The organism is Niastella soli (assembly GCF_017742245.1).
Taxonomy (GTDB): domain Bacteria; phylum Bacteroidota; class Bacteroidia; order Chitinophagales; family Chitinophagaceae; genus Niastella; species Niastella soli.
Genome location: NZ_JAGHKO010000004.1, coordinates 920585 through 941740, shown reverse-complemented (window position 1 = coordinate 941740; position 21156 = coordinate 920585). Strand labels below are relative to the sequence as shown.

The 21156-nt window shown below is 44.8% G+C and carries 19 protein-coding genes; 10 read left to right on the top strand and 9 right to left on the bottom strand.

Annotated elements, in window-relative coordinates:
• Positions 1-58: 58 nt before the first annotated feature.
• From J7I42_RS18720 to J7I42_RS18705, 4 genes are all read right to left on the bottom strand, one after another.
• Complete coding sequence (locus J7I42_RS18720; protein WP_209140370.1) at positions 59-1555, bottom strand: OmpA family protein; 1497 nt, start codon at positions 1553-1555, stop codon at positions 59-61.
• A 240-nt stretch (positions 1556-1795) separates the two neighbouring features.
• Entirely contained in the window at positions 1796-3319 is a 1524-nt protein-coding gene (amaB, locus tag J7I42_RS18715; RefSeq protein ID WP_209140369.1) for an L-piperidine-6-carboxylate dehydrogenase, read from the bottom strand.
• Positions 3320-3897: 578 nt separating this feature from the next.
• The gene (locus J7I42_RS18710; RefSeq protein ID WP_209140368.1) at positions 3898-4488 is read right to left on the bottom strand and encodes a hypothetical protein; all 591 of its coding nucleotides are present in this window, start codon (positions 4486-4488) and stop codon (positions 3898-3900) included.
• Between the two features lie 6 nt (positions 4489-4494).
• Positions 4495-5541 (bottom strand): agmatinase family protein, encoded by a 1047-nt coding sequence (locus tag J7I42_RS18705; RefSeq protein ID WP_209140367.1) that lies wholly within the window; start codon positions 5539-5541, stop codon positions 4495-4497.
• A gap of 539 nt (positions 5542-6080) precedes the next feature.
• Here J7I42_RS18705 and J7I42_RS18700 point away from each other — a divergent pair.
• The 3 genes from J7I42_RS18700 (at position 6081) to J7I42_RS18690 (ending at position 9855) form a co-directional block, all read left to right on the top strand.
• Positions 6081-6500, top strand: a complete 420-nt coding sequence (locus J7I42_RS18700) for a cytochrome c maturation protein CcmE domain-containing protein (RefSeq protein WP_209140366.1) — start codon at positions 6081-6083, stop codon at positions 6498-6500.
• Between the two features lie 9 nt (positions 6501-6509).
• The gene (ccsA, locus tag J7I42_RS18695) at positions 6510-8924 is read left to right on the top strand and encodes a cytochrome c biogenesis protein CcsA (protein ID WP_209140365.1); all 2415 of its coding nucleotides are present in this window, start codon (positions 6510-6512) and stop codon (positions 8922-8924) included.
• Positions 8925-9213: 289 nt separating this feature from the next.
• Complete coding sequence (locus J7I42_RS18690) at positions 9214-9855, top strand: DUF4294 domain-containing protein (protein ID WP_209140364.1); 642 nt, start codon at positions 9214-9216, stop codon at positions 9853-9855.
• A 107-nt stretch (positions 9856-9962) separates the two neighbouring features.
• Here the strand turns inward: J7I42_RS18690 and rfaE2 are convergent, their stop codons facing one another.
• The 4 genes from rfaE2 to panC form a co-directional block, all read right to left on the bottom strand.
• Positions 9963-10451 (bottom strand): D-glycero-beta-D-manno-heptose 1-phosphate adenylyltransferase, encoded by a 489-nt coding sequence (rfaE2, locus tag J7I42_RS18685; protein WP_209140363.1) that lies wholly within the window; start codon positions 10449-10451, stop codon positions 9963-9965.
• Positions 10438-11460, bottom strand: coding sequence for a lysylphosphatidylglycerol synthase transmembrane domain-containing protein (locus tag J7I42_RS18680; protein WP_209140362.1), 1023 nt, complete (start codon positions 11458-11460; stop codon positions 10438-10440). The genes rfaE2 and J7I42_RS18680 overlap by 14 nt, the downstream gene beginning before the upstream one ends.
• A gap of 140 nt (positions 11461-11600) precedes the next feature.
• The gene (panD, locus tag J7I42_RS18675) at positions 11601-11945 is read right to left on the bottom strand and encodes an aspartate 1-decarboxylase (protein WP_209140361.1); all 345 of its coding nucleotides are present in this window, start codon (positions 11943-11945) and stop codon (positions 11601-11603) included.
• 66 nt (positions 11946-12011) lie between these two features.
• Entirely contained in the window at positions 12012-12866 is an 855-nt protein-coding gene (panC, locus tag J7I42_RS18670) for a pantoate--beta-alanine ligase (RefSeq protein WP_209140360.1), read from the bottom strand.
• 180 nt (positions 12867-13046) lie between these two features.
• On the opposite strand from panC, the gene J7I42_RS18665 reads away from it, so the two are divergent.
• The 7 genes from J7I42_RS18665 (at position 13047) to J7I42_RS18635 (ending at position 19626) form a co-directional block, all read left to right on the top strand.
• A complete protein-coding gene (locus tag J7I42_RS18665; RefSeq protein ID WP_209140359.1) occupies positions 13047-13859 on the top strand; it encodes a glycogen/starch synthase in 813 nt (270 codons plus the stop codon).
• Positions 13860-13993: 134 nt separating this feature from the next.
• A complete protein-coding gene (metK, locus tag J7I42_RS18660; RefSeq protein WP_209140358.1) occupies positions 13994-15247 on the top strand; it encodes a methionine adenosyltransferase in 1254 nt (417 codons plus the stop codon).
• A gap of 505 nt (positions 15248-15752) precedes the next feature.
• Positions 15753-16097 carry a hypothetical protein gene (locus J7I42_RS18655; RefSeq protein ID WP_209140357.1) on the top strand — a complete coding sequence of 115 codons (345 nt, stop codon included), beginning with the start codon at positions 15753-15755 and terminating at the stop codon, positions 16095-16097.
• A gap of 86 nt (positions 16098-16183) precedes the next feature.
• A complete protein-coding gene (locus tag J7I42_RS18650; protein ID WP_209140356.1) occupies positions 16184-16744 on the top strand; it encodes an NUDIX domain-containing protein in 561 nt (186 codons plus the stop codon).
• Positions 16728-17504, top strand: coding sequence for a 23S rRNA (guanosine(2251)-2'-O)-methyltransferase RlmB (gene rlmB / locus J7I42_RS18645; RefSeq protein ID WP_209140355.1), 777 nt, complete (start codon positions 16728-16730; stop codon positions 17502-17504). Before J7I42_RS18650 ends, rlmB begins: the two co-directional genes overlap by 17 nt.
• A 210-nt stretch (positions 17505-17714) precedes the next feature.
• The gene (locus tag J7I42_RS18640) at positions 17715-18599 is read left to right on the top strand and encodes a hydroxymethylglutaryl-CoA lyase (RefSeq protein ID WP_209140354.1); all 885 of its coding nucleotides are present in this window, start codon (positions 17715-17717) and stop codon (positions 18597-18599) included.
• Between the two features lie 22 nt (positions 18600-18621).
• Positions 18622-19626, top strand: a complete 1005-nt coding sequence (locus J7I42_RS18635; protein ID WP_209140353.1) for a GSCFA domain-containing protein — start codon at positions 18622-18624, stop codon at positions 19624-19626.
• Positions 19627-19762: 136 nt separating this feature from the next.
• Here the strand turns inward: J7I42_RS18635 and J7I42_RS18630 are convergent, their stop codons facing one another.
• Positions 19763-21115 (bottom strand): Gfo/Idh/MocA family protein, encoded by a 1353-nt coding sequence (locus J7I42_RS18630; protein WP_209140352.1) that lies wholly within the window; start codon positions 21113-21115, stop codon positions 19763-19765.
• Positions 21116-21156 lie beyond the last annotated feature (41 nt).

Here is a 21156-nt window from a genome sequence, read left to right as displayed (position 1 = left end):
TTCGTAATATTTTGTAAAGCTGGTCCCCCGCAAAGCAGGGGTACCAGGTGTCTCTTTTCTATTGTTGGGATAGCTTCAATTCTACACGACGGTTGGCTGCTTTGCCTTCCGGTGTGGTATTGTCGGCAACAGGTTTTTCCTGTCCATAACCTTTTGCTTCTAACCGGTTGGCATCAAGGCCTTTTTGCACCAGGTAGTTTTTAACGGCATCCGCACGTTTTTGCGATAACAGCAGGTTGGTGGCCGGTTTACCTACATTATCAGTATGCCCTTCAATCATTAGTTTCATCGTGGTATCGTTCCGCAGAATGGCCACAACACTATTCAGCGCGCTGTACGATTCATTGGCGATCTTGTCGCTGCCCGTTAAGAAGAATATTCTTTTAGCGGCATAATTCACTCTATCAACGATCTCTTTCTTTATGTCCGGACAACCCTTTGTAGCTATGGAACCGGCTACGGTGGGGCATTTGTCTTCTTTATCATTTATGCCATCGCCATCTGTATCAGGTATGGGGCATCCATTAAATTCAATAGGACCAGCTTTGTCAGGACAAAGATCTGTTTCATCATTCAGGCCATCGCCATCTGTATCGGGTATTGGGCAGCCATGGTATTTGAAAGTACCTGGCACATCCGGACATTGGTCAACGTCATCCAGAACAGTATCATGGTCCCGGTCAAGGATGGGGCAACCCCTGTCGCGTGGCAATCCGGGCACATCAGGACATTTATCCACGGCATCGGCAACACCATCGTCATCTTTATCGGGGCAACCGCCTGCTTTGGCCGAACCTGGTACATCTGGACAGGCGTCTGATTTATCGGGCACGCCATCATGGTCCTGATCGTTGGTCAGGATTACTCTTTTGTTCAGCCAGAAACCAAGAGAAGCGCCAATCACTTTGTGTTTAAAGGTGCCATCGTAAGAAGCTTTATAAAAATTGGTAAGTCCCTGGCTAATAAAGCCGGTCAACAGCACATTACCTATTTCAAAACCAATCCGGGCATTCAACCCCAGATCGAAAGTGGTAACACTATTGGGATTTTTACCTGTTTGAATACTTGATTCATCCTGTTTATAGCGATTATTTGTATCCCTTGTTTCGAAATTCTGTTTACCACCATAAAAGAAGGATAAGTAAGGACCTGCACTGATGAGGAAATTGGTTTTCTTACTCAGTGGCAGCTTTACCGCTATGTTTAGCGGCATGTCAATATAGTTTGTGTAGAATGTACTGCTATGGAACAGTGTATCGGTCTTTACTTTGGTGGTGTCAAAGTAACGTTGGTATTTTCTACCCTTATTTGAAAAAATGACCCCTGGTTGAAAGAAAACTTTATTTGAATAACCCAACGGGATTTCGCCTATAAGTCCCACATGGAGCCCGCCTCTTTTTTCGTAAAAGGGCTTGGTGGTATTTTCCCAGTCCGGTATATAGTTTTTTTCAACTACTGAGGAAGATTGAGGGCCTCCTAAAATTCCCACCCGCATTTGAGCGTGGGCAAAATGTAGGGTAGAGGTCAATAACAGCAGTGTGTAAAATTTCTTCATACCGGTTGAGCTTAAAAGACTGGTAGTAACGCTTTTGAAACGCTTTATATTGTCTGAACCGGGATGGTTGTCTGAACTGGTATGGTTGGGATGATTGTCTGGACTGGGAGTCTGTGGGATGGATGGGATGGGTGTCTGAACCGATTGGGAGTGGTGGGATGAAGAATGAGGTAGGAGGTAAGAAGTAGGAAATAGAGGTTTCTTCTTATTTCCTACTTCTTACTTCTTACATCGGTCTAATTAAACATGAAATTTTATACCCTGGGCTAAAGGAAGTTGCGTAGAATAATTGATCGTATTAGTCTGGCGTCGCATATAGGCTTTCCATGCATCACTGCCGCTTTCGCGACCGCCACCGGTTTCTTTTTCTCCACCAAACGCGCCGCCAATTTCAGCGCCGGAAGTGCCAATATTTACATTGGCAATACCGCAATCGCTGCCACTGGCCGATAAAAACTGTTCTGCTTCCCGCAGGTTCAATGTCATTATACTTGACGACAGACCTTGTGGCACTCCGTTTTGAATGGCAATCGCTTCATCGATGGTGTTATATTTCATCAAATACAAAATGGGCGCAAAGGTTTCCTGTTGTACAATGTTGAAATGTGGTTCCACTTCGGCAATACATGGCTTAACATAACAACCGCTTTCAAAACCATCACCATCCAATACACCGCCTTCCACAATAAACCGGCCGCCTTCTTTTTTGCAGGCCTCCAGTGCTTTCTGATACCCTACAACGGCATCTTTGTCAATCAATGGGCCTACGTGATTGTTTTCATCGAGCGGGTTGCCAATACTTAATTGCTGATAGGCCGCTACGAGTTTGGTTTTTATAGAATCGTATACCGTTGAGTGAATGATCAGTCGCCGGGTGGTTGTGCATCGCTGACCGGCAGTGCCCACGGCGCCAAAGACCGATCCGCGGATGGCAATGTCCAGATCGGCATGTTCTGAAATAATGATAGCATTGTTGCCACCCAGCTCCAGCAGTGCGCGGCCCAGGCGGGCGCCCACCGTAGCGCCAACGGCTTTGCCCATACGGGTAGATCCGGTTGCCGATAGCAGGGGTACCCTTGTGTCGGCACTCAGCCATTCACCAACGGCACGGCCACCTGTTACCAGTCCGCTTACACCATCGGGCACATTATTGCGTTTAAATACTTCGGAAATAATATTTTGACATGCCACTGCGCACAGCGGTGTTTTTTCTGAAGGTTTCCAAATGCATACATTGCCACAGATCCAGGCCAGCATGGAATTCCAGCTCCATACAGCCACAGGGAAGTTAAAGGCGGAAATAATGCCTACAATGCCCAGTGGATGCCATTGTTCGTACATGCGGTGAGCAGGGCGTTCGCTGTGCATGGATAAACCATACAACTGGCGGGAAAGGCCAACCGCAAAATCACAGATATCGATCATTTCCTGAACTTCGCCATACCCTTCCTGCAGGCTTTTTCCCATCTCATACGACACCAGTTTACCCAGTGGTTCTTTATGGGCACGCAATGCTTCCCCTATCTGGCGCACCACTTCGCCCCGTTTAGGCGCCGGCCAGGTACGCCATTCCAAAAAGGCAGATTGCGCTTTGACAATTACGGCTTCATAATCGTTTTTATCGGCGGCCTGAACCGTGGCGATCAGTTTACCATCAACGGGTGAATGGGATTGTATAAGTTCACCATGAGCAGGCAAGGCAGTGATGCCTGTTGAAACGCCGGAATTTTTTTCGGCTATTTTTAATGGAGCAAGAAAATCCATGTAGTTCGTTTTAAACAAATGTAAGGTAATTGGAAGAAAGGGTGCGGAAGTTGTTAATGATCAATGGAATATAGTGGAATTCATTGTGTGCAAAAGCAGGCAAGGGGGCGGCAGAAGGCAGAAGGCAGAAGGCAGAAGGCAGAAGGCAGAAGGCAGAAGGCAGAAGGCAGAAGGCAGAAGGCAGAAGGCAGAAGGCAGAAGGCAGAAGGCAGAAGGCAGAAGGCAGAAGGCAAAGAATTTTGGCGCCACAAGGTAGTTCTTAGTCACGATAATCGCGAGTCATTAACAACTACAACTCACTCGCTAAATATTCTGGTCAGATACGCTAATAGTTCTGGCCAGATTCACTCCAGATAGCCATTTCCCTATTAAAACCCGCACTGAACCCGCACTAAACCCGCACTGAACCCCCATATCCAGTGCCATTCGGGTGCTATTTTGCCGGCAGGCCGGTAGCGTATGTATAGGCTATTGACTATATCTCGATAGCTACACAATACTATCTCACTAGAGTCTCATTGCGCAAATAGCAGGACTCTAGAAAGCAATACCTAAGTAATTTGAAACAGGGAATGGCGTTATTGTTGCCTGGAAGCACTATTATGATGCAGGGCCAGCTGATGACTGCAGTATGCATTGAATTCATCTTCATCGGCATCATCATCTTCATCGTCTTCCACTTCGCGTTGTAAAATGCGGTTATTGACAAAGTCGAGGGTGAGCAGACCATCTTTGAGTACGATATTACTGAACTGGGTCCAGTTGTACCTCTTCCGGAGCATGGTGTTTATAACGATCTCATTATCAGAGAACCCGATCTCGATCGCATATTTCGCCTGGTATTCCAGCAGGGCAAGGATCACAAAAACAAACAACAGCCAGGAAAAGTACGGCATTTTCATCCATACCAGTCCGGCAATGAGGAGGGCACGGCTGTAAAAAACTTTCCGTTTTTTGGCCTGCTGGGTGAGGTTATAAATCACAAAGCCCAGCACTGCGAGGGTGCCCAAGAGGTAGCCTACACTTACGTTTTGGCTACGCAGCAATTCCTGGGTGAAACAAACAATGGATATAATACTGAGCAGCAGTCCCAGTATATCAAGATACCGGCGATTTTGATTTTTCAGGGTAACAACGTATTTGTATACTACTGCTCTTCTAAATAACATAGTGTTTTATTGGTTGCTGGCTACCAGCAGGTTGGCTAATCTCCACAAAATGTGCGCACCCACGTTGGCGTCCCACTCATTGTTATCACCTACCCCAATTTCTACCAGATCGAAACCAATGAATTTACGACCACTCTGCACGATCTTTTTTAACAGGTAAAAGATCTGTTCGGTTTCGAATCCGCCCTGTACGGGTGTGCCTGTATTAGGGCACAATTTAGGATCAAGCCCATCAATATCAAAACTTACCAGTACTTTTTCGGGTAGTTTGCTTACGATGTCATCGGTGATCTGTTTCCAGGTTTCCCCTTCAAACTGGCGTTCTTTTATGTCTTTATCGAAAAAGGGGATTACCCGGCCCTTGTTATTCTGAATGTATTCCCATTCTTCCTGGCAATAATCGCGGGCGCCCAATTGTACCAGGTGGGTGAGGGTAGGAATTTCTTTCAGGGCATTGTACATAACACTGGCGTGGCTGTATGTAAACAACTCATACGAAGCACGCAGGTCGCAATGGGCATCAATTTGCAATACGCCAAATTCGCCATGCTGTTCGGCCATGGCCTTGAAAAAACCTAAAACAACGCTGTGGTCTCCGCCCAAAATGGCAACCAGTTTGCCCCGGTTGAGCAGTTGTTTGGATTGTTCATACACCCATTTGTTCAAATACCCACCGCCTTCATTGATCTCCCGAAGTGATTTACACATGAAGAGGTTCTTTTCCAGCACCTCGCCATGACAAATATAATCGATGTATAATTCCGCTTCTTTGCGCAGGTAATCGCTTTTCAGCAGGATCTTTTTATCGGGCGGACGCATAAAAAAACCCTCTCTCCAAGATTCTTTGGTGTCAGGGTCAAAAAGATCAACGTGCATACTTGCCTTAAAAATATGATCGGCAGCCCGGGCGGTACCGGCATTGTAGCTGACGGTCACTTCCCAGGGAACAGGTAATATAACCAAACGGGCATCTTCTTCAGAGAAGGGTAATCCAAAAATATTGTTGTTGGGGTTACTAGCCGCGTTGGGATCAAATTGTGATAGGTCTGTCATATGTCACACTCTAAAAAAACGGGGTGCAAGTTAGCCCACGAACAGTTAGCAGCAAAAAAATTATGAAAACAAGCTTACGTTTGTTAGTTAGGTGGCCGGCAGACGGCAATCTTGAATAGTGAAACGTGAGACGTGAAACGTGAAAGGGTTCACTATGTTCGAGCATTCATTCGGCAATCGGCAATCGGCAGTCGGCAATCGGCAGTCGGCAATCCACCTTCGCCAGGACAGGCCGGCAGGGTTGAAGTATATCTTTCTCGCCTGCGGCTCGATTTCGATCCTTTGCGCTGCTCAGTCGGCTGGCAAGTCCTTCGACCCTTCGACTCCGCTCAGGACGTCCAGGACCCCGAAACCCGACCCAAAACTCCAAACTCCAAACCACAAACCTAAGGGGCAGGATCGTTAAAGAAACACTTAATAATCAAACATACTGCTTACATAAATAAAATCTATCTATCCTCAATTCAATTTTGACCTAACTTTGCGGAGCTAATACCCCAATGTGGCACGCTGTCAAGGCGTTACAATAAATATTTCAGATGAAAAAGATACATATTGTTATTCTGGTGGGAATTGCGGTCTGCATTATGATCCTCTTGAGCTTTATGGCCGACCTTTCTACCTATGAAACCCTGGCCTCTGCCCGTCAAAAAGAAGGTAAAACAGTGACCGTTATTGCCAAACTCGATAAATCGGCAGCTGTTCCCATTGAGTACGACCCTGCTAAAAACCCCAATTTGACCAAGTTTTACGTGGTTGATTCGCTTGGAAATCGCGCACAGGTACGTTATTATTTCGAAAAGCCAATGGATATGGAGAAAAGCGATCGTATTGTGCTGAAAGGAAAAATGCAAGGCAATGTATTTGAAATTACCCGTAAAGACGGGATTCTGATAAAATGTCCTTCCAAGTATAAAGACGATCCCAAAGCTGCCGCGAACAACCTGACACAAAATTAAAACCCTGTAATGAAGTATATCGGTGAACACCTGTTACCCGGTCAGTTAGGACATTTCCTGGTTGTGCTTTCTCTTGTAGCATCATTAGTGGCCTGTATTGCATATTTCAAAGCTTCCAACGCCACTTTATTGCCCGACCACGAAAGCTGGAGAAAACTGGCCCGCATTGCTTTTTTGGTTAATGCCGGTTCGGTACTGGCAACCTTCAGCATTCTCTTTTTTGTTATCGCCAATCACTTTCACGAATATTTTTATGCCTGGAACCATTCTGATCTTTCCCTGAACCCCAAATATCTGCTTAGCAGTATCTGGGAAGGGCAGGAGGGAGCTTTTTTGCTTTGGACCCTCTGGCAATCGGTACTGGGTATTCTATTAATAGCCACCGCCAAAAAATGGGAAGCACCCGTAATGACGGTGATGAGCTTTGCCCAGTTTTGTCTGGCTACCCTTATTATTGGGGTGTATGTGTTTGATCTGAAAGTGGGAAGCAGTCCGTTTTTACTTACCCGGCATCAGTTTCAGGATGCGCCCATATTCCAGGGCGAAAATTACCTGAGCCTGCCTAAAATTCATAATGGGAACGGTCTTAATCAGTTATTACAGAATTACTGGATGGTGATCCATCCACCGGTGCTGTTTTTGGGTTATGCAAGTACTATTGTGCCATTTGCTTATGCCATAGCTGGTTTGTGGAAGAAAGATTTCGGTGGCTGGGCGAAACAGGCGTTGCCCTGGTCGTTATTTTCGGGCGCTATCTTTGGCCTGGGAATTATGATGGGCGCGGCCTGGGCTTACGAATCATTGACGTTTGGTGGTTACTGGGCCTGGGACCCGGTGGAAAATGCTTCCCTGGTACCCTGGCTGGTGATGGTAGCGGGTATTCATACCCAGGTTATTTACAATTCAACCGGTCATTCCCTGCGGGCCACCAACACCTTTTTTGTGTTGAGCTTTTTGCTGGTATTATATTCAACTTATCTTACCCGCAGCGGCGACCTGCAGGATACTTCCGTACACGCCTTTGTTGATTCGGGCATGAACTGGCAAATGCGGATCTGGGTGCTCATTTTTGTCATTGGTTCGCTGACATTATTGATAACCAGGTACAAAAAGATCCCCCATATTGCTAAAGAGGAGGAATTCAGCAGCCGCGAATTCTGGATGTTCATTGGTTCACTGGTGTTGTTCCTGTCGGCCATGGCCATTATTATCCCAACTTCGTTCCCCATTATCAATAAACTGTTTGGTACCAACCTGGTGATCGGGGAAGACAAAGAATTCCCTTATAACCGGATACAGATCTTTGTTGCGGTGGTAATTGGCATATTGACCGCCATTAGCCAGTACCTTAAATACAAGAACACTTCAAGAGCGTATTTTACAAAAAAACTCTTGTGGGCTACGTTGATCTCTTTAGTGGCATCGGTCTCTATCAGCTATTTTGGACACATCAATTATAATAAATACGGAGTTGGTTTCCTGGCTGCCATTCACCTGGCGCTGTTTGCTTCCGTATATGCCGTGATTGCCAACGCTGGTTATATCTTTACCGGACTTCATGGTAAGTTAAAATCTGCCGGCGCCTCTGTTGCCCACCTGGGTTTTGGACTGCTGCTGGTTGGTATCCTGATCTCTTCTTCTAAAAAAGAAGTGCTTTCAGTAAATACTTTCAATCCGCTCAATTTTGGTCCCGATAAGCCGAAAGAAGGATTTGAAAACCTGACCCTGTTCCGCGGTATAAAAACCGATATGGGCGCTTATTGGGCTACCTATGTAAAAGACTCCACCAATGGTAAAATGACCTGGTTCCAGGTTGATATGGAGCGGAAAGATGGTAAAGATAAATTTACATTATACCCTGACCTGATCAAGAATACCAAGGGACAGGAGGGGATGTCGAACAACCCTGATTCAAGGCATTATCTGCATAAAGATATTTTCAGCTATGTGAACCATGCCAGCTCGGTGCAGGAAGGTGCAGATACGTCACAGTTTAAAAATCATGTGGTAAAAACCGGTGATACCGTCTTTTACTCAGAAGGGTATATGATCCTGGATAGTGTTACCGTAAATCCGCACAACGAAAAATATAAATTCACCGGCAAGGATACGGCTTTAATGGCCAATTTGACCGTTATTACCCGTGACCAACAAAAGCTTACTGCCAAGCCCGTATTTTATGTACGTGACAATGCCGCCCAATACATGCTGGATACCTTGTATTCGCAGGGGCTGGCCATTGGTCTTACGCGCATTGCGGACGACAAACATCTGGAAATCAGTGTAAAGGAATCATCGAAACTGGCGCCTTTCCTGGCGTTGAAGATCCTTCAGTTCCCTTTTATCAACCTGGTGTGGTTGGGAACCCTTTTGATGATAGCTGGTTTTGTGATGAGTTTGGTAAGGAGAGTAAAGTTGTTATAGAGCTTATTGATAGTCTTTATAATAAAGGGTGGGTCCTGCTGAGAGCGGGGCTCACCCTTTTCTATTAGGCACTCCGACTCGTCGGAGCGCCATCTCTAAGATCTAAATGAATAGTCTTATTCTATCAAATCAGTATCACCCAACCGTTTTCCCTGAGTGATTCGTATAGTACCTTTGTTTGCCGGATCTTAAACATTTTTTAAGATTTTGCTGGCAGCGAAGGGGGTTACTTGCCCTGTCTTTTGGAATTATAATTACAAAGGAATTTGTATTATATTGTACCACTGGAATGACTGAACAAAGAAAAATATTCAGGTTTTTAGTAGCGGTTTTGACAATAGTAGCGGTATCAATTCGTCCGGCTATTGCCCAAACGACCCCGGATACTATCCCCTTACCTAAGTTGGGGCCCAATGACACTATACCAGTTCCGGCACAGATTGTTGGAAATGAATATGTGCCGGCACAAACGCTGGAGTGGACCTGGGTACAGGTCCCCTATCCCAAACATTTATTAAAAAGAAGACAGGAGTGGACGCGTTTACGTAATGCGGTTTATGTATGTTATCCCTATGCCCGCCGGGCCGGTGACATCATGAACGATATTAACAGGCACATTGCCAATCTGCCTGATAAGGATAAAAAGACCTACATAAAATCGCGCGAAAAGGAATTAAAGAAACAGTTTGCTGAACCATTAAGTGAATTGTCGATCTACCAGGGAAAAGTGTTAATGAAGCTCATTAACCGGCAAACCGGTAATAACTGCTACGAAATTATAAAGGAATATAAAGGTGGTTTTACCGCCAGAGCCTGGCAAACCGTTGCCTTTGTATTTGGCAGCAACCTCAAGCAACCCTACAATGCTAATGGCGACGAAAGTGAAATTGAAAAGATCGTTCAGGAAGTTGAACGAATGCATAGGATGTAAATTCAATTGCAAGCCTCGCTATTATTCTCTTCACTCCCGATTTCAAGTTATTGAGTTATTAGGTTCGTAAGAGAACTTACCAACCTAATAACCTACGAACTTAATAACTAGGAACTTATTTTCTGAATGATGCCAGTGGTAGAAAATCCCTCAACAATAGGATTAATGATCACTTTTCCCCCCGCTTCCATAACTTCTTTAGCGCCTACGATCTGTTCGAGGGTATAATCACCGCCTTTAACCAGCACATCGGGCTGCAGGGTGGTAATGAGGTTCAGTGGTGTATCTTCTTCGAAAATAACCACCATGTCAACCATTAAAAGGGATGCCAGCACCAGTGCTCTTGATTGTTCATCATTCACCGGGCGGCTATTACCTTTCAGGCGTTTAGTGCTGGCGTCAGAATTCAACCCCACTATTAAATAATCTGCTTCCACAGCGGCCTGCGAAAGGGAGAAAATATGGCCGCGATGCAGGATATCAAAAACGCCGTTGGTAAAGGAAACTGTTTTACCAGTAACCCGCCATTGAGCAATTTTATGTTTGGCTTCATTCCAATTACAGATCCTGGTTGTGATGATATCAGCTTTTCTCATTTACTGTAGTTCTTTTGTTAAAATACGGCAACAGGCTCAGGGCCAAAAATCCACTGAGCAAGGCAAAAAAGAATTGAACCGACCACATCAGCTGTCCAAAAGCAAAACCAATGGTTTCTTTTAGCCCGTAGATCAGCATGGTGTTTTGTACAAACCAGGCATACACACCAATACCGCCGCCGGGTGCTGGTACAATCATAGCCAGACTGCCCATGGTCAATACTGATAATGCGTTCGGAATGGTGTACACAGCGGTATCTTTCATGGCCCAGAAACCGATCTGCACACTTAGCAGGTACATACTCCAAATGAAAATGGTATGAAATACGAACCAGCCTTTATTTTTCAGGTACCGTACACTGGTAATGCCATGCCAGATCCCTTCGAAAATGGTCTTGATCTTTTGAATGAACTTAATGTGTGAGAACTTTTTAAATACAACGATCACGGCCGTTATGCCCAGTAACAGCACGCCAACCAGGACCATTATTTTGGATAGGGAGAGCGAACTGGTCTTTGATTGAACAATGGTATTCAGGGTGTCGTTGAGGTACCCGCCAATGAGGTCGGCCTGGGTAAAAAAAGTGATCAAAATAACCAATACCAGACATAACACATCAAACGCGCGTTCAGCAACAATGGTACCTACCAGTTTATCTGCTGGCACTTTTTCATACCGTGCCAGTATGGTGCATTTGAGTACTTCACCCAGCCGGGGAACAGCCAGATTAGCCATATAGCCAATGAGCACGGCCATGTAAATATTAAAAACCCTGGGTTTATAGCCCAAGGGTTCCATTAATATCTTCCAACGCAACGCCCTGCTGTAATGACTTAATAACAAGGTGATCATTACCGGAACAATAAGCAGGTAGTTGGCATTACGGAATGCATCTTTAATATCTTCCCAGCCTTTATCGGTAATTTTTCGAACCGACCACCATACTAAAAAAATACTGAGTCCCAGGAATAGGAGATACTGTAATATGCTCAGGATTTTTTTATTCATACGGGGGCGATTATAACTACAAATTTAAGTTATGCCGGTTACAAGTTAGTAAGTGACAGGTTAACAAGTTGACAAGTTTTTTGCAGGACCGGTTCTTTCAACCAGCCTGTAAACATGCGAACTTATTATCATGTAAATAGTTACAATTTATTTCCTTCTTTGGGAAATACAATAAATGGTTTGTGTTTTTTTGCTTCTTCAAAATCCATGATGGCGTAGGAAATAACGATCACAATATCGCCTACGGCGCCCTGTCGGGCAGCGGGACCGTTCAAACAGCATACGCCAGAGCCGCGTTTGCCTTTTATGAGGTAGGTTTCAATTCGGGTACCGTTATTTACGTTTACTATTTGTACTTTCTCATTTTCGATCATATTGGCCGCCTCCATCAGGTCTTCATCGAGGGTTAAACTGCCCACATAATTCAGGTTCGCTTCAGTGATCACGGCGCGGTGTACTTTCGATTTTAATATTTCAATTTGCATACTGTAGTTCTTGTTATTCTGTTTTATTTAAAACGGGCGCAAGCTAGTGAATTTATTATATAACAATTACATCAACATATTATCAATTAATCTTACATCATGCAGGAAGGCGGCAATTAAAGCTACCCGGGCGCCCTGGTAAACAGTAGCCAGGTTGGCAGTGGCAGGCTGCAGGGTATTGGCATCGGCCAGTTCCACATAATCGATCCTGAAACCGGCATCGGTGAGCATTTTTTCAGCCTTCTCTTTAATAACAGGCCAGAACACTCCCTGGTTGAGTTGTTGTTTTATAAGGATAAGACATTGGTATATAGCGGTGGCTTTTTGCCGGTCTTCGGGCGTTAAACGCATATTACGGCTGCTCATGGCCAGTCCGTCGGGTTCGCGCAGGGTAGGGCAGGTGATCAGTTGGATGGGGGACTGCATCAGCGTCAACAGCCGGCTAACCACCATACACTGCTGATAATCCTTCTGGCCCATAAATAATTGATGCGGCTGAACCATGCTGAGTAAACGGAACATCACCTGGCATACGCCCTGAAAATGGCCGGGGCGGTATTTTCCTTCCAGCAGGGTTTCCAGGTAACCCAGGTCATAATGTTCCAAACCGGTAGTGCCCTGGGGGTACATTTCAGCTATGGAGGGCAGGAACAGGGCGTCGCAACCCGCGGCTTCCAGTTTAACTATATCCTGTTCAATGGTTTGGGGATATAATTGATAATCATTGGGGTTATTGAACTGGGTGGGATTTACAAAAATACTGCAAACGGTTACCGCCGTAGCCTGTTTTGACTGGTCAATAAGGGCAATGTGTCCATTGTGCAGGGCGCCCATGGTAGGTACAAACCCTACTTGTTTTCCGGCGGCTTTCTGCTGCTGAATATACCTGGCAAGCGGTTCGGCATATTTAAATATGATCATTTAACGAAATTTTAAGTTTTGCCGGTTCCCTGTTCCTGTTTCTATGGGAACCTGGTTCATCATTCATTCAGTTTAAGGGCAGCAAAGCGGGGGTCCAGGAACATACAAATTAGAACTAATAAAAAAACCTTAACTTTGCACCCTGATTTTTAAAAGTTAGCTCATTAACTATTATCTATAATGCTGACAAAGAAAAGAATTTTATTTATTGCTAACGAAATGTCCCCCTATCTGGAGTTAACGGAATTTTCCGAAACGGTAAACCGGTTGGCAATAAAGGCAAATGAAAATGGCTTTGAGGTACGTTGTATTATGCCCAGATTTGGGGTCATCAACGAAAGACGTCATCGCCTTCATGAAGTGGTTAGATTGTCGGGCATTAATGTATCGGTTGGTAATGATGATTATCCCCTGCAGATTAAAGTAGCTTCTTTACCCAATGCACGTTTACAGGTTTACTTTTTGGACAATGAAGATCTGTTCAAGCGTAAAACCATCTTTCACGATGAAAGTGAAAAGTGGCATGAAGACAATGACCTGCGTACCGTATTTTTTTGCAAAGGCGCCCTGGAAACCGTAAAGAAATTTGGCTGGCCTCCTGACATTATACATTGCAGTGGCTGGATGACCGGGTTAATTCCCCTGTATCAAAAGACGGCGTATAAGAAAGAGCCCGTGTTCTCTCACAGCAAGGTTATCTATACCATTGGAAACAATACGGCAAAGGAAAAGCTGGGTGATGATTTTCTGAAAATTGCATCCATCAGTTCTGTTGTAAAAGAAAAGGACCTGGAACCTTATAAAGAAGGTACAACCACTGCTATGATGCGGGGTGGAGCAACCTATGCTGATGCTATTACCTTTGGTGCTGATAAAGTAGATAAGAAACTGGTAGAGGAATTTGGGAAAGTAAAAGGCAAGAAGGTACTCACCTATAATGCCGAGTCTGATTTAACAGATTATCTGCAACTATACAACGATCTTACCAAATAAGTAGTACGTACCATAAGTGATAAGTTAATAACATGATGTTTACAATTCAACAGCATAATACTTAGCACTTATAGCGGAGAACTTATATATTTACCCATTAATATTCTATACAATTCCATCAAACAAAAATTAGTATGCCTTATTTATTTACTTCTGAAAGTGTTTCGGAAGGTCATCCTGATAAAGTAGCTGACCAGATCTCTGATGCTCTGATTGATAACTTCCTGGCTTTTGACGCCCAATCAAAAGTAGCTTGTGAAACCTTGGTAACAACCGGTCAGGTGGTTCTGGCAGGTGAAGTAAAATCTAAGGCATATCTTGATGTGCAGACAATTGCCCGTGAAGTGATCCGCAAAATTGGTTATACCAAGAGCGAATACATGTTTGAAGCAAGTTCTTGCGGGGTATTATCTGCTATTCACGAACAATCTTCTGATATCAATCAGGGTGTTGACAGAACCAAAAAAGAAGACCAAGGCGCCGGTGACCAGGGTATGATGTTTGGTTACGCCAGTAACGAAACGGAAGATTATATGCCACTGGCTTTGGACATTGCCCATAAATTATTGATCGAGCTGGCTGCGCTGCGTCGCGAAAACAAAAAGATCGAGTACCTGCGTCCTGATGCAAAGAGCCAGGTTACCCTCGAGTACGATGATAACAACAAGCCCGTTCGTATTGATGCTATTGTTGTAAGTACACAACACGATGATTTTGATACGGAAGCAAAAATGGCTAAAAAGATCAAGGAAGATGTGATCAACATCCTGATCCCACGCGTTAAGGCCAAGTATAAAAAATATGCTCACCTGTTCAACGACAAGATCAAGTATCACGTAAACCCTACCGGTAAATTCGTGATCGGTGGTCCACACGGCGATACTGGTTTAACTGGTCGTAAGATCATCGTTGATACTTATGGTGGTAAAGGTGCTCACGGTGGTGGTGCATTCAGCGGAAAAGATCCTTCAAAAGTTGACCGTTCTGCTGCTTATGCAACCCGTCACATTGCCAAGAACCTGGTAGCTGCCGGTTTGTGTGATGAAGTACTGGTACAGGTTTCATATGCTATCGGTGTTGCCCAGCCAATGGGATTGTACATCAATACTTATGGCACTGCTAAGGTAGAACTGACCGATGGCGAGATCGCAAAACGCGTTTCTCAGATCTTCGATATGCGTCCTTACTTTATTGAGCAGCGCCTGAAACTGCGTAATCCTATCTACAGCGAAACAGCTGCTTATGGTCACATGGGCCGTCAACCTGAGATAGTAGAAAAAACCTTCACTGCTCCTGATGGCAAAACTGTAAAGAAAAAAGTGGAACTGTTTACCTGGGAGAAGCTGGATTATGTAAGAAAGATCAAACAGGCTTTTGGTATCCGGTAATAATTCGAATTTATAGAACAACATATTATTCAGCCCCCCCGATTTATCGGGGGGGCTGTTTATTTGTAGTCGCTTCTATTGATCCAACCGGATCGAAATAAGCTACAGGGTAAACATATGCCCAGTAATTATTGAAGGAACGCCGGAACAAAATGCTTTTGCCTGGGAGGTGGGATTTGGAAATTCAACGGGAGTAGGTTACGGTTCATTAAAATAACATAATATGCTATACTACATTGTAAAATATGACGGACCGTTTGGTTTTCATGGCTAAGAGATAATTCATCGCCGCTCGGTTAAAGCTGAGATCGGACTGTTTATTTGTAGCATCTTCTATGGGTTCAACCAGATAGATTATGTAAGAAAGATCAACCAAGTTTTCGGTATGCGGTAATAATTTGAACTCATAACGGTACACATAAGTTGTTGAATATAATTTGTTTATGTTTATTTTATGCTTGTTTGTATTGGGGGATTTTTTTATATTTGTTAAAAGATTGAACGCATGGTTACAGCATCACAAACTTTAAAAATTTATGAGTTGTTTAATAAACACTTCAAGAATGGGGAGGATGCCAATGTACTTGTGCAGGAAATAGAAGGCATGATCGACTGTAAGTTTGAGGTTGAAAGGGACAGATTAGCTACAAAATCAGATTTGCACAATGCTGTTAACGAAGTTAGAAAGGACGTGAATGAAGTTAAAAAGGAAATGAACGAAGTTAAAAAGGAAATTAACCGGGTGGAAGTCCGAATGGAACAAGGGTTTAAAGAGCAATTGAAATGGATCATTGGGATGATGATGGGATTAGCTGGTTTATTGGTTACCATAATATTTAAGCTTAAATAATTATGTTTAGTTACAAACTTATTATTCAGCCCTCCCGATACATCGGGGGGGCTGTTTATTTGTACCAGATGCTTTATTTTCGGCCTATGAATGAACATCTTAATCCCTGGAAGGTTTTAGGTGAAAAGAAGATCTACGAAAACCCCTGGATAAAAGTGAACGAATATGATGTGATCAATCCATCGGGGGGAAAGGGCATATATGGTAAAGTGTTCTTTAAGGGCATTGCTACCGGCGCCCTGGTGCTTGATGAGGAGTTAAATACCTACCTGGTTGGCCAGTATCGCTTTACCATAGATCAGTACAGCTGGGAGATACCGGAAGGTGGGGGTAAAATGGGCGTTGATCCGGTAGAATCGGCCAAACGGGAGTTACTCGAAGAAACCGGTCTGGTAGCAGAGGAATGGACCAAAATAGTGGAGATGCACCTGAGTAATTCTGTTACCGACGAATATGCAGTTGTGTATCTTGCGCGGAAACTGAGCCAGCATCTGGCCAGTCCGGAAGAAACCGAACAATTACAGGTAAAGAAAATACCGTTTGAGGAAGCCTATCAAATGGTGGAACGGGGAGAGATCACCGATTCCATGTCGGTAGCGGCTATTTTAAAAGTAAAACTGATGTTGGCAGATGGAAGGATTTCATAAAAAAAGACCAGGTATTAACAAGTCACAATTGATCATAGGCCGACAGCCTATTATTGAAGCTATTCAATCGGGCCGGCCCATAGACAAAATATTATTTCAGCGGAACGTAAGCGGGGATGCCATTGGTACCATCCGGCAACTGGCACGGGAGCAAAACATCCCTATTCAACAGGTGCCGCCCGAAAAGCTACAATCATTTACCAAGGCCAATCACCAGGGAACTATTGCCATTGCAGGACTGGTACAGTATATGGACCTGCAACAGGTGATAGACCATGTGATGGGTAATGGTGAAACCCCTTTGTTTGTGATCCTGGATGGGATAACCGATGTGCGCAATATTGGTGCTATTGCCCGCAGTGCGGTTTGTTGTGGCGCCCAGGCCATTATAATACCCGATAAAGGGGTAGGTGCCCTGAATGAAGAAGCGCTGAAATCCTCGGCCGGCGCCCTGGAAAGGATCAATATTTGCCGGGTGAACAGTTTGATGAAGGCGGTAGATACCCTGCACCTCAATGGTATTAAGGTTTTTGCCACTGAAATGACAGCCAGTAAAATGCTGTACGAACTGGATTATACCGAGCCTTGTTGTTTAGTTATGGGAAATGAAGAGAACGGTGTTTTTCCCGCGCTGATGAAAATATGTGATGAAAAAATAAAGATCCCCATGGCAGGCAGCTTTGAATCGTTCAATGTGTCGGTGGCTACCGGGATAGTTTTATATGAGGCGATGAAGTCACGGATGGGCAATAGGAAATAGGCAATGGGGCGCCTACGCCGAGGCTTCGGCGACCGAAGGCAGACGGCAGACCCCTCGTCGCGGCACTCTTCAGGACCTGGAACTCAGAACCCTGAAGGCCGCCCTCGACCCTTCGGCTCCGCTTAGGGCGCTCGGTCGGCTGGCAAGTCCTTCGACCTTCGACTCCGCTCAGAGCAAGCCCGCTCAGGACCTGTTAACAGAACCTGTAAAATGAAATCATTTACCTTGAATAATAAGCATATTCATTTGATTGAATGTCCCAGAGACGCCATGCAGGGTTGGAAGACTTTTATTCCCACCGAAAAAAAGATCGAATACCTGCAGTCTTTGTTACAGGTTGGGTTTCATACCCTTGATTTTGGCAGTTTTGTTTCCGCCAAAGCCATCCCGCAACTGGCCGATACAGCTGAGGTGCTGAAGGGATTAAAGAGCCACCCTGTTGATACAACGACCCAATTGTTGGCTATCATTGCCAATGTACGCGGAGCTGAAGACGCGGCTGCTTATGAGGAGATCAGTTACCTGGGTTTTCCTTTTTCGGTCAGTGAAACCTTTCAACAGCGAAATACCAACAGCAGCATTCGGGAATCGCTGGAAAGGGTAAAAGAGATCCAACGCATTTGTGAGCAAAGCAACAAACAACTGGTCATTTATATCTCCATGGGTTTTGGCAATCCTTATGGCGACCCTTATTCACCCGCCATCGTTTTTGATTGGGTGAACCGGATCGCGGCGCTGGGTGTGCAGATAATTTCACTGGCCGACACAGTTGGCCTGGCCACTCCTGAACAGGTGACCGACCTTACCAGTTATGTGATCAACAAATTGCCGCAACACGAGATCGGGGTGCATTTACACAGTAGTTTGCACAACCGGCAGGCGAAAATAGAAGCGGCCTGGCAAGCCGGCTGCCGGCGGTTCGATGGCGCGTTAAAAGGCATTGGCGGTTGCCCCATGGCCAATGATGATCTGGTAGGCAACATCGATACCGAGTGGCTCATATCATATTTAGAACAATATGAGAAAATGCCCGGTTTAAATAAATCAGCGCTGGCTAAAAGTCTTACCTTAGCTAACGAAATATTTACCTTATGAAAATCACTATTAGGGAGTGATTATGGACCTAACGATACCGATTCAGATCTCCACTTTGTCGAATCCCATCAACTACCAGGACAACATCCTTTTAATGGGATCATGCTTTACTGAGCATATAGGTGATAAGCTAGATGAACTTAAATTCAGTGTGCTGCAAAATCCCAATGGGATTTTGTTTGACCCGGCCAGTGTAGTGAGCAGCCTGGTTTCCTATATTCAGAACAAACAATATCAAACCGAAGAGCTTTTTTACTATAACGAAGTGTGGCAAAGCTGGCAACACCATAGCCGGTTTTCCAAAACTGACTTGCAGGAATGCCTGCGTGGCATTAATGCTTCACAACAGGAAGCGCATCAGTTTTTGAAAACAGCCAACTGGCTTGTTATAACCTTAGGCACTTCTTTTTCATACCGGTTAACGGAACAGGTACCCGTTGCTTTCCGGCGGGGCGCCGTACGGGGCGCCGTGGCCAACAACCATCGTACACCAGCGGGCTGGTTCAACAAACACCTGCTTTCAATAGAAGAAACCACTACCATGCTCGACAACTGTTTACACCAGTTGTTCCAGTTCAACCCTAATATAAAAGTGATCTTTACGGTAAGCCCGGTGCGTCATATACGCGATGGCGTTATTGATAATAACCGAAGCAAAGCCCGGTTAATAGAAGTGGTTCACCATCTTGTTAATAAATTTGATAAGCTATATTACTTTCCTGCCTATGAGCTGGTGATAGATGTATTACGCGATTACCGTTTTTACGACATCGACATGGTACATCCGAACTACCAGGCTACCTCTTTTGTGCTCGATAAATTCATGCGGCATTTTGTAGATGAGAAAGCGCAGCAACTGGCAGAAGAAATAAAGAAGATCGTAATAGCCCGTAAACACAAACCGTTTCAACCGGCTACCGAAGCGCATAAGAAGTTTTTAAGGGCCCACCTGGAGAAGGCGCAGGAATTGCAACGGAAATACCCGTTTCTAAACCTGGATGAAGATATTAGATACTTTTTACAATAATATAGTCAGTTGTGAGAGGTGAGTTGTGAGTTGGTTCCCGTTTTTCGGAAAGCTTGAAAAATAGCGAGTCCATTGATTCTTCGGAAATCTATAAATTTCGCGAACCCACTCACAACTGACAACTCACCACTCACCATCAATATTCATCGTTCAAAGCAAACGTATTTTTCCTGTACATCCACTGCCCTGACGTAAAGTCGGGGAACTCTACTGTTTGATTACCCAGTTCTATGCTTTGTTCGCTCAGGGGGGTAATAGCACTCCAGGCGGCTGCATCATATACATCCAGTGGTGTGGCGGTCTTACGTTTTATAGATTCAACAAATGCATGCAGTACAAAGAAATCCATACCGCCATGACCCGCACCTTCGGCCCCGGAACCATATTTCTTCCATAATGGATGGTCATATTTTTCGAGCCAGCTTTTGGCATCTTCCCAGGCATCATTGGTTTTACTCATGCCTTCAATATAGAGGGAGTGATTCACATCCATCCAGATGCCATGTGTGCCCTGTACGCGGAAACCCAGCGAGTAGGGGCGGGGCAGATTGGTATCATGGTGCAGCAGTATGGTCTCCCCATTGGCGCAACGGATATTCGTAGTAACAACATCGCCTAATTGGAATTGCACTTTTGCATTGGGGTGTTGTTCGCCACCATTCTTTACAATGTATTCATGTAATCCGCGTGTTTTGCTGGCAAAAGAAGAAAGAGATACAAACCGGTTGCCCCGGTTAATGTTGATCATTTCAGCTACGGGACCAATACCATGAGTAGGGTACAAATCGCCATTGCGATGAACGGAATGTTCAGTTCGCCAGCGGGCTTCAGAAAATGCTTTCTCGCCAAATTCCACACCACCGCCATAGGCTTGTGTACCGTTATTGAATTTAACAGCGCGCAGATCGTGCTGATAGCCGCCCTGTAAATGGATCAGTTCGCCAAACAAGCCCTGCCTTACCATATTCAGGATGGCCATTACATCGCGCCGGTAACAAACATTTTCCAACATCATCACCTGGGCGTTGTGGTGTTCGGCTGCTTTAACCACATCCCAGTGGTCTTGCAACGTAATACCCAGCATAACTTCGGTGCCTACATATTTTATTCCGGCTTCCAGACTGCCAATGATCATGGGCGTGTGCCATTCCCAGGGCGTGGCAATGATCACGCCATCGAGCTCTTTTAATTCCAGTAACTTTTTCCAGGCATTGGGATCGCCCTTAAATACCTTAGGCATAGGTTTCCCGGATTTTTGGATCAGGTTGGTTGCCATTTCGAGCATGCGGTCATCGATATCACAAATGGCCACTATGCTTACATCTTTCCGCTGAAGCGCATTGTTAAGGTGGTTTTGTCCGCGTAAACCAACACCTATGATCCCTAATTTAACAACAGGGTCGGGTGCGGTGAACGATTGTGTGGTTGGTAAAATGGCAAAACCAGCTGCTGCCAGTCCGGTATTTTTGACAAATGATCTTCGGTTCATAGCCTTATTTTTACAGGGAATTTGATGCTACCAAAATACCA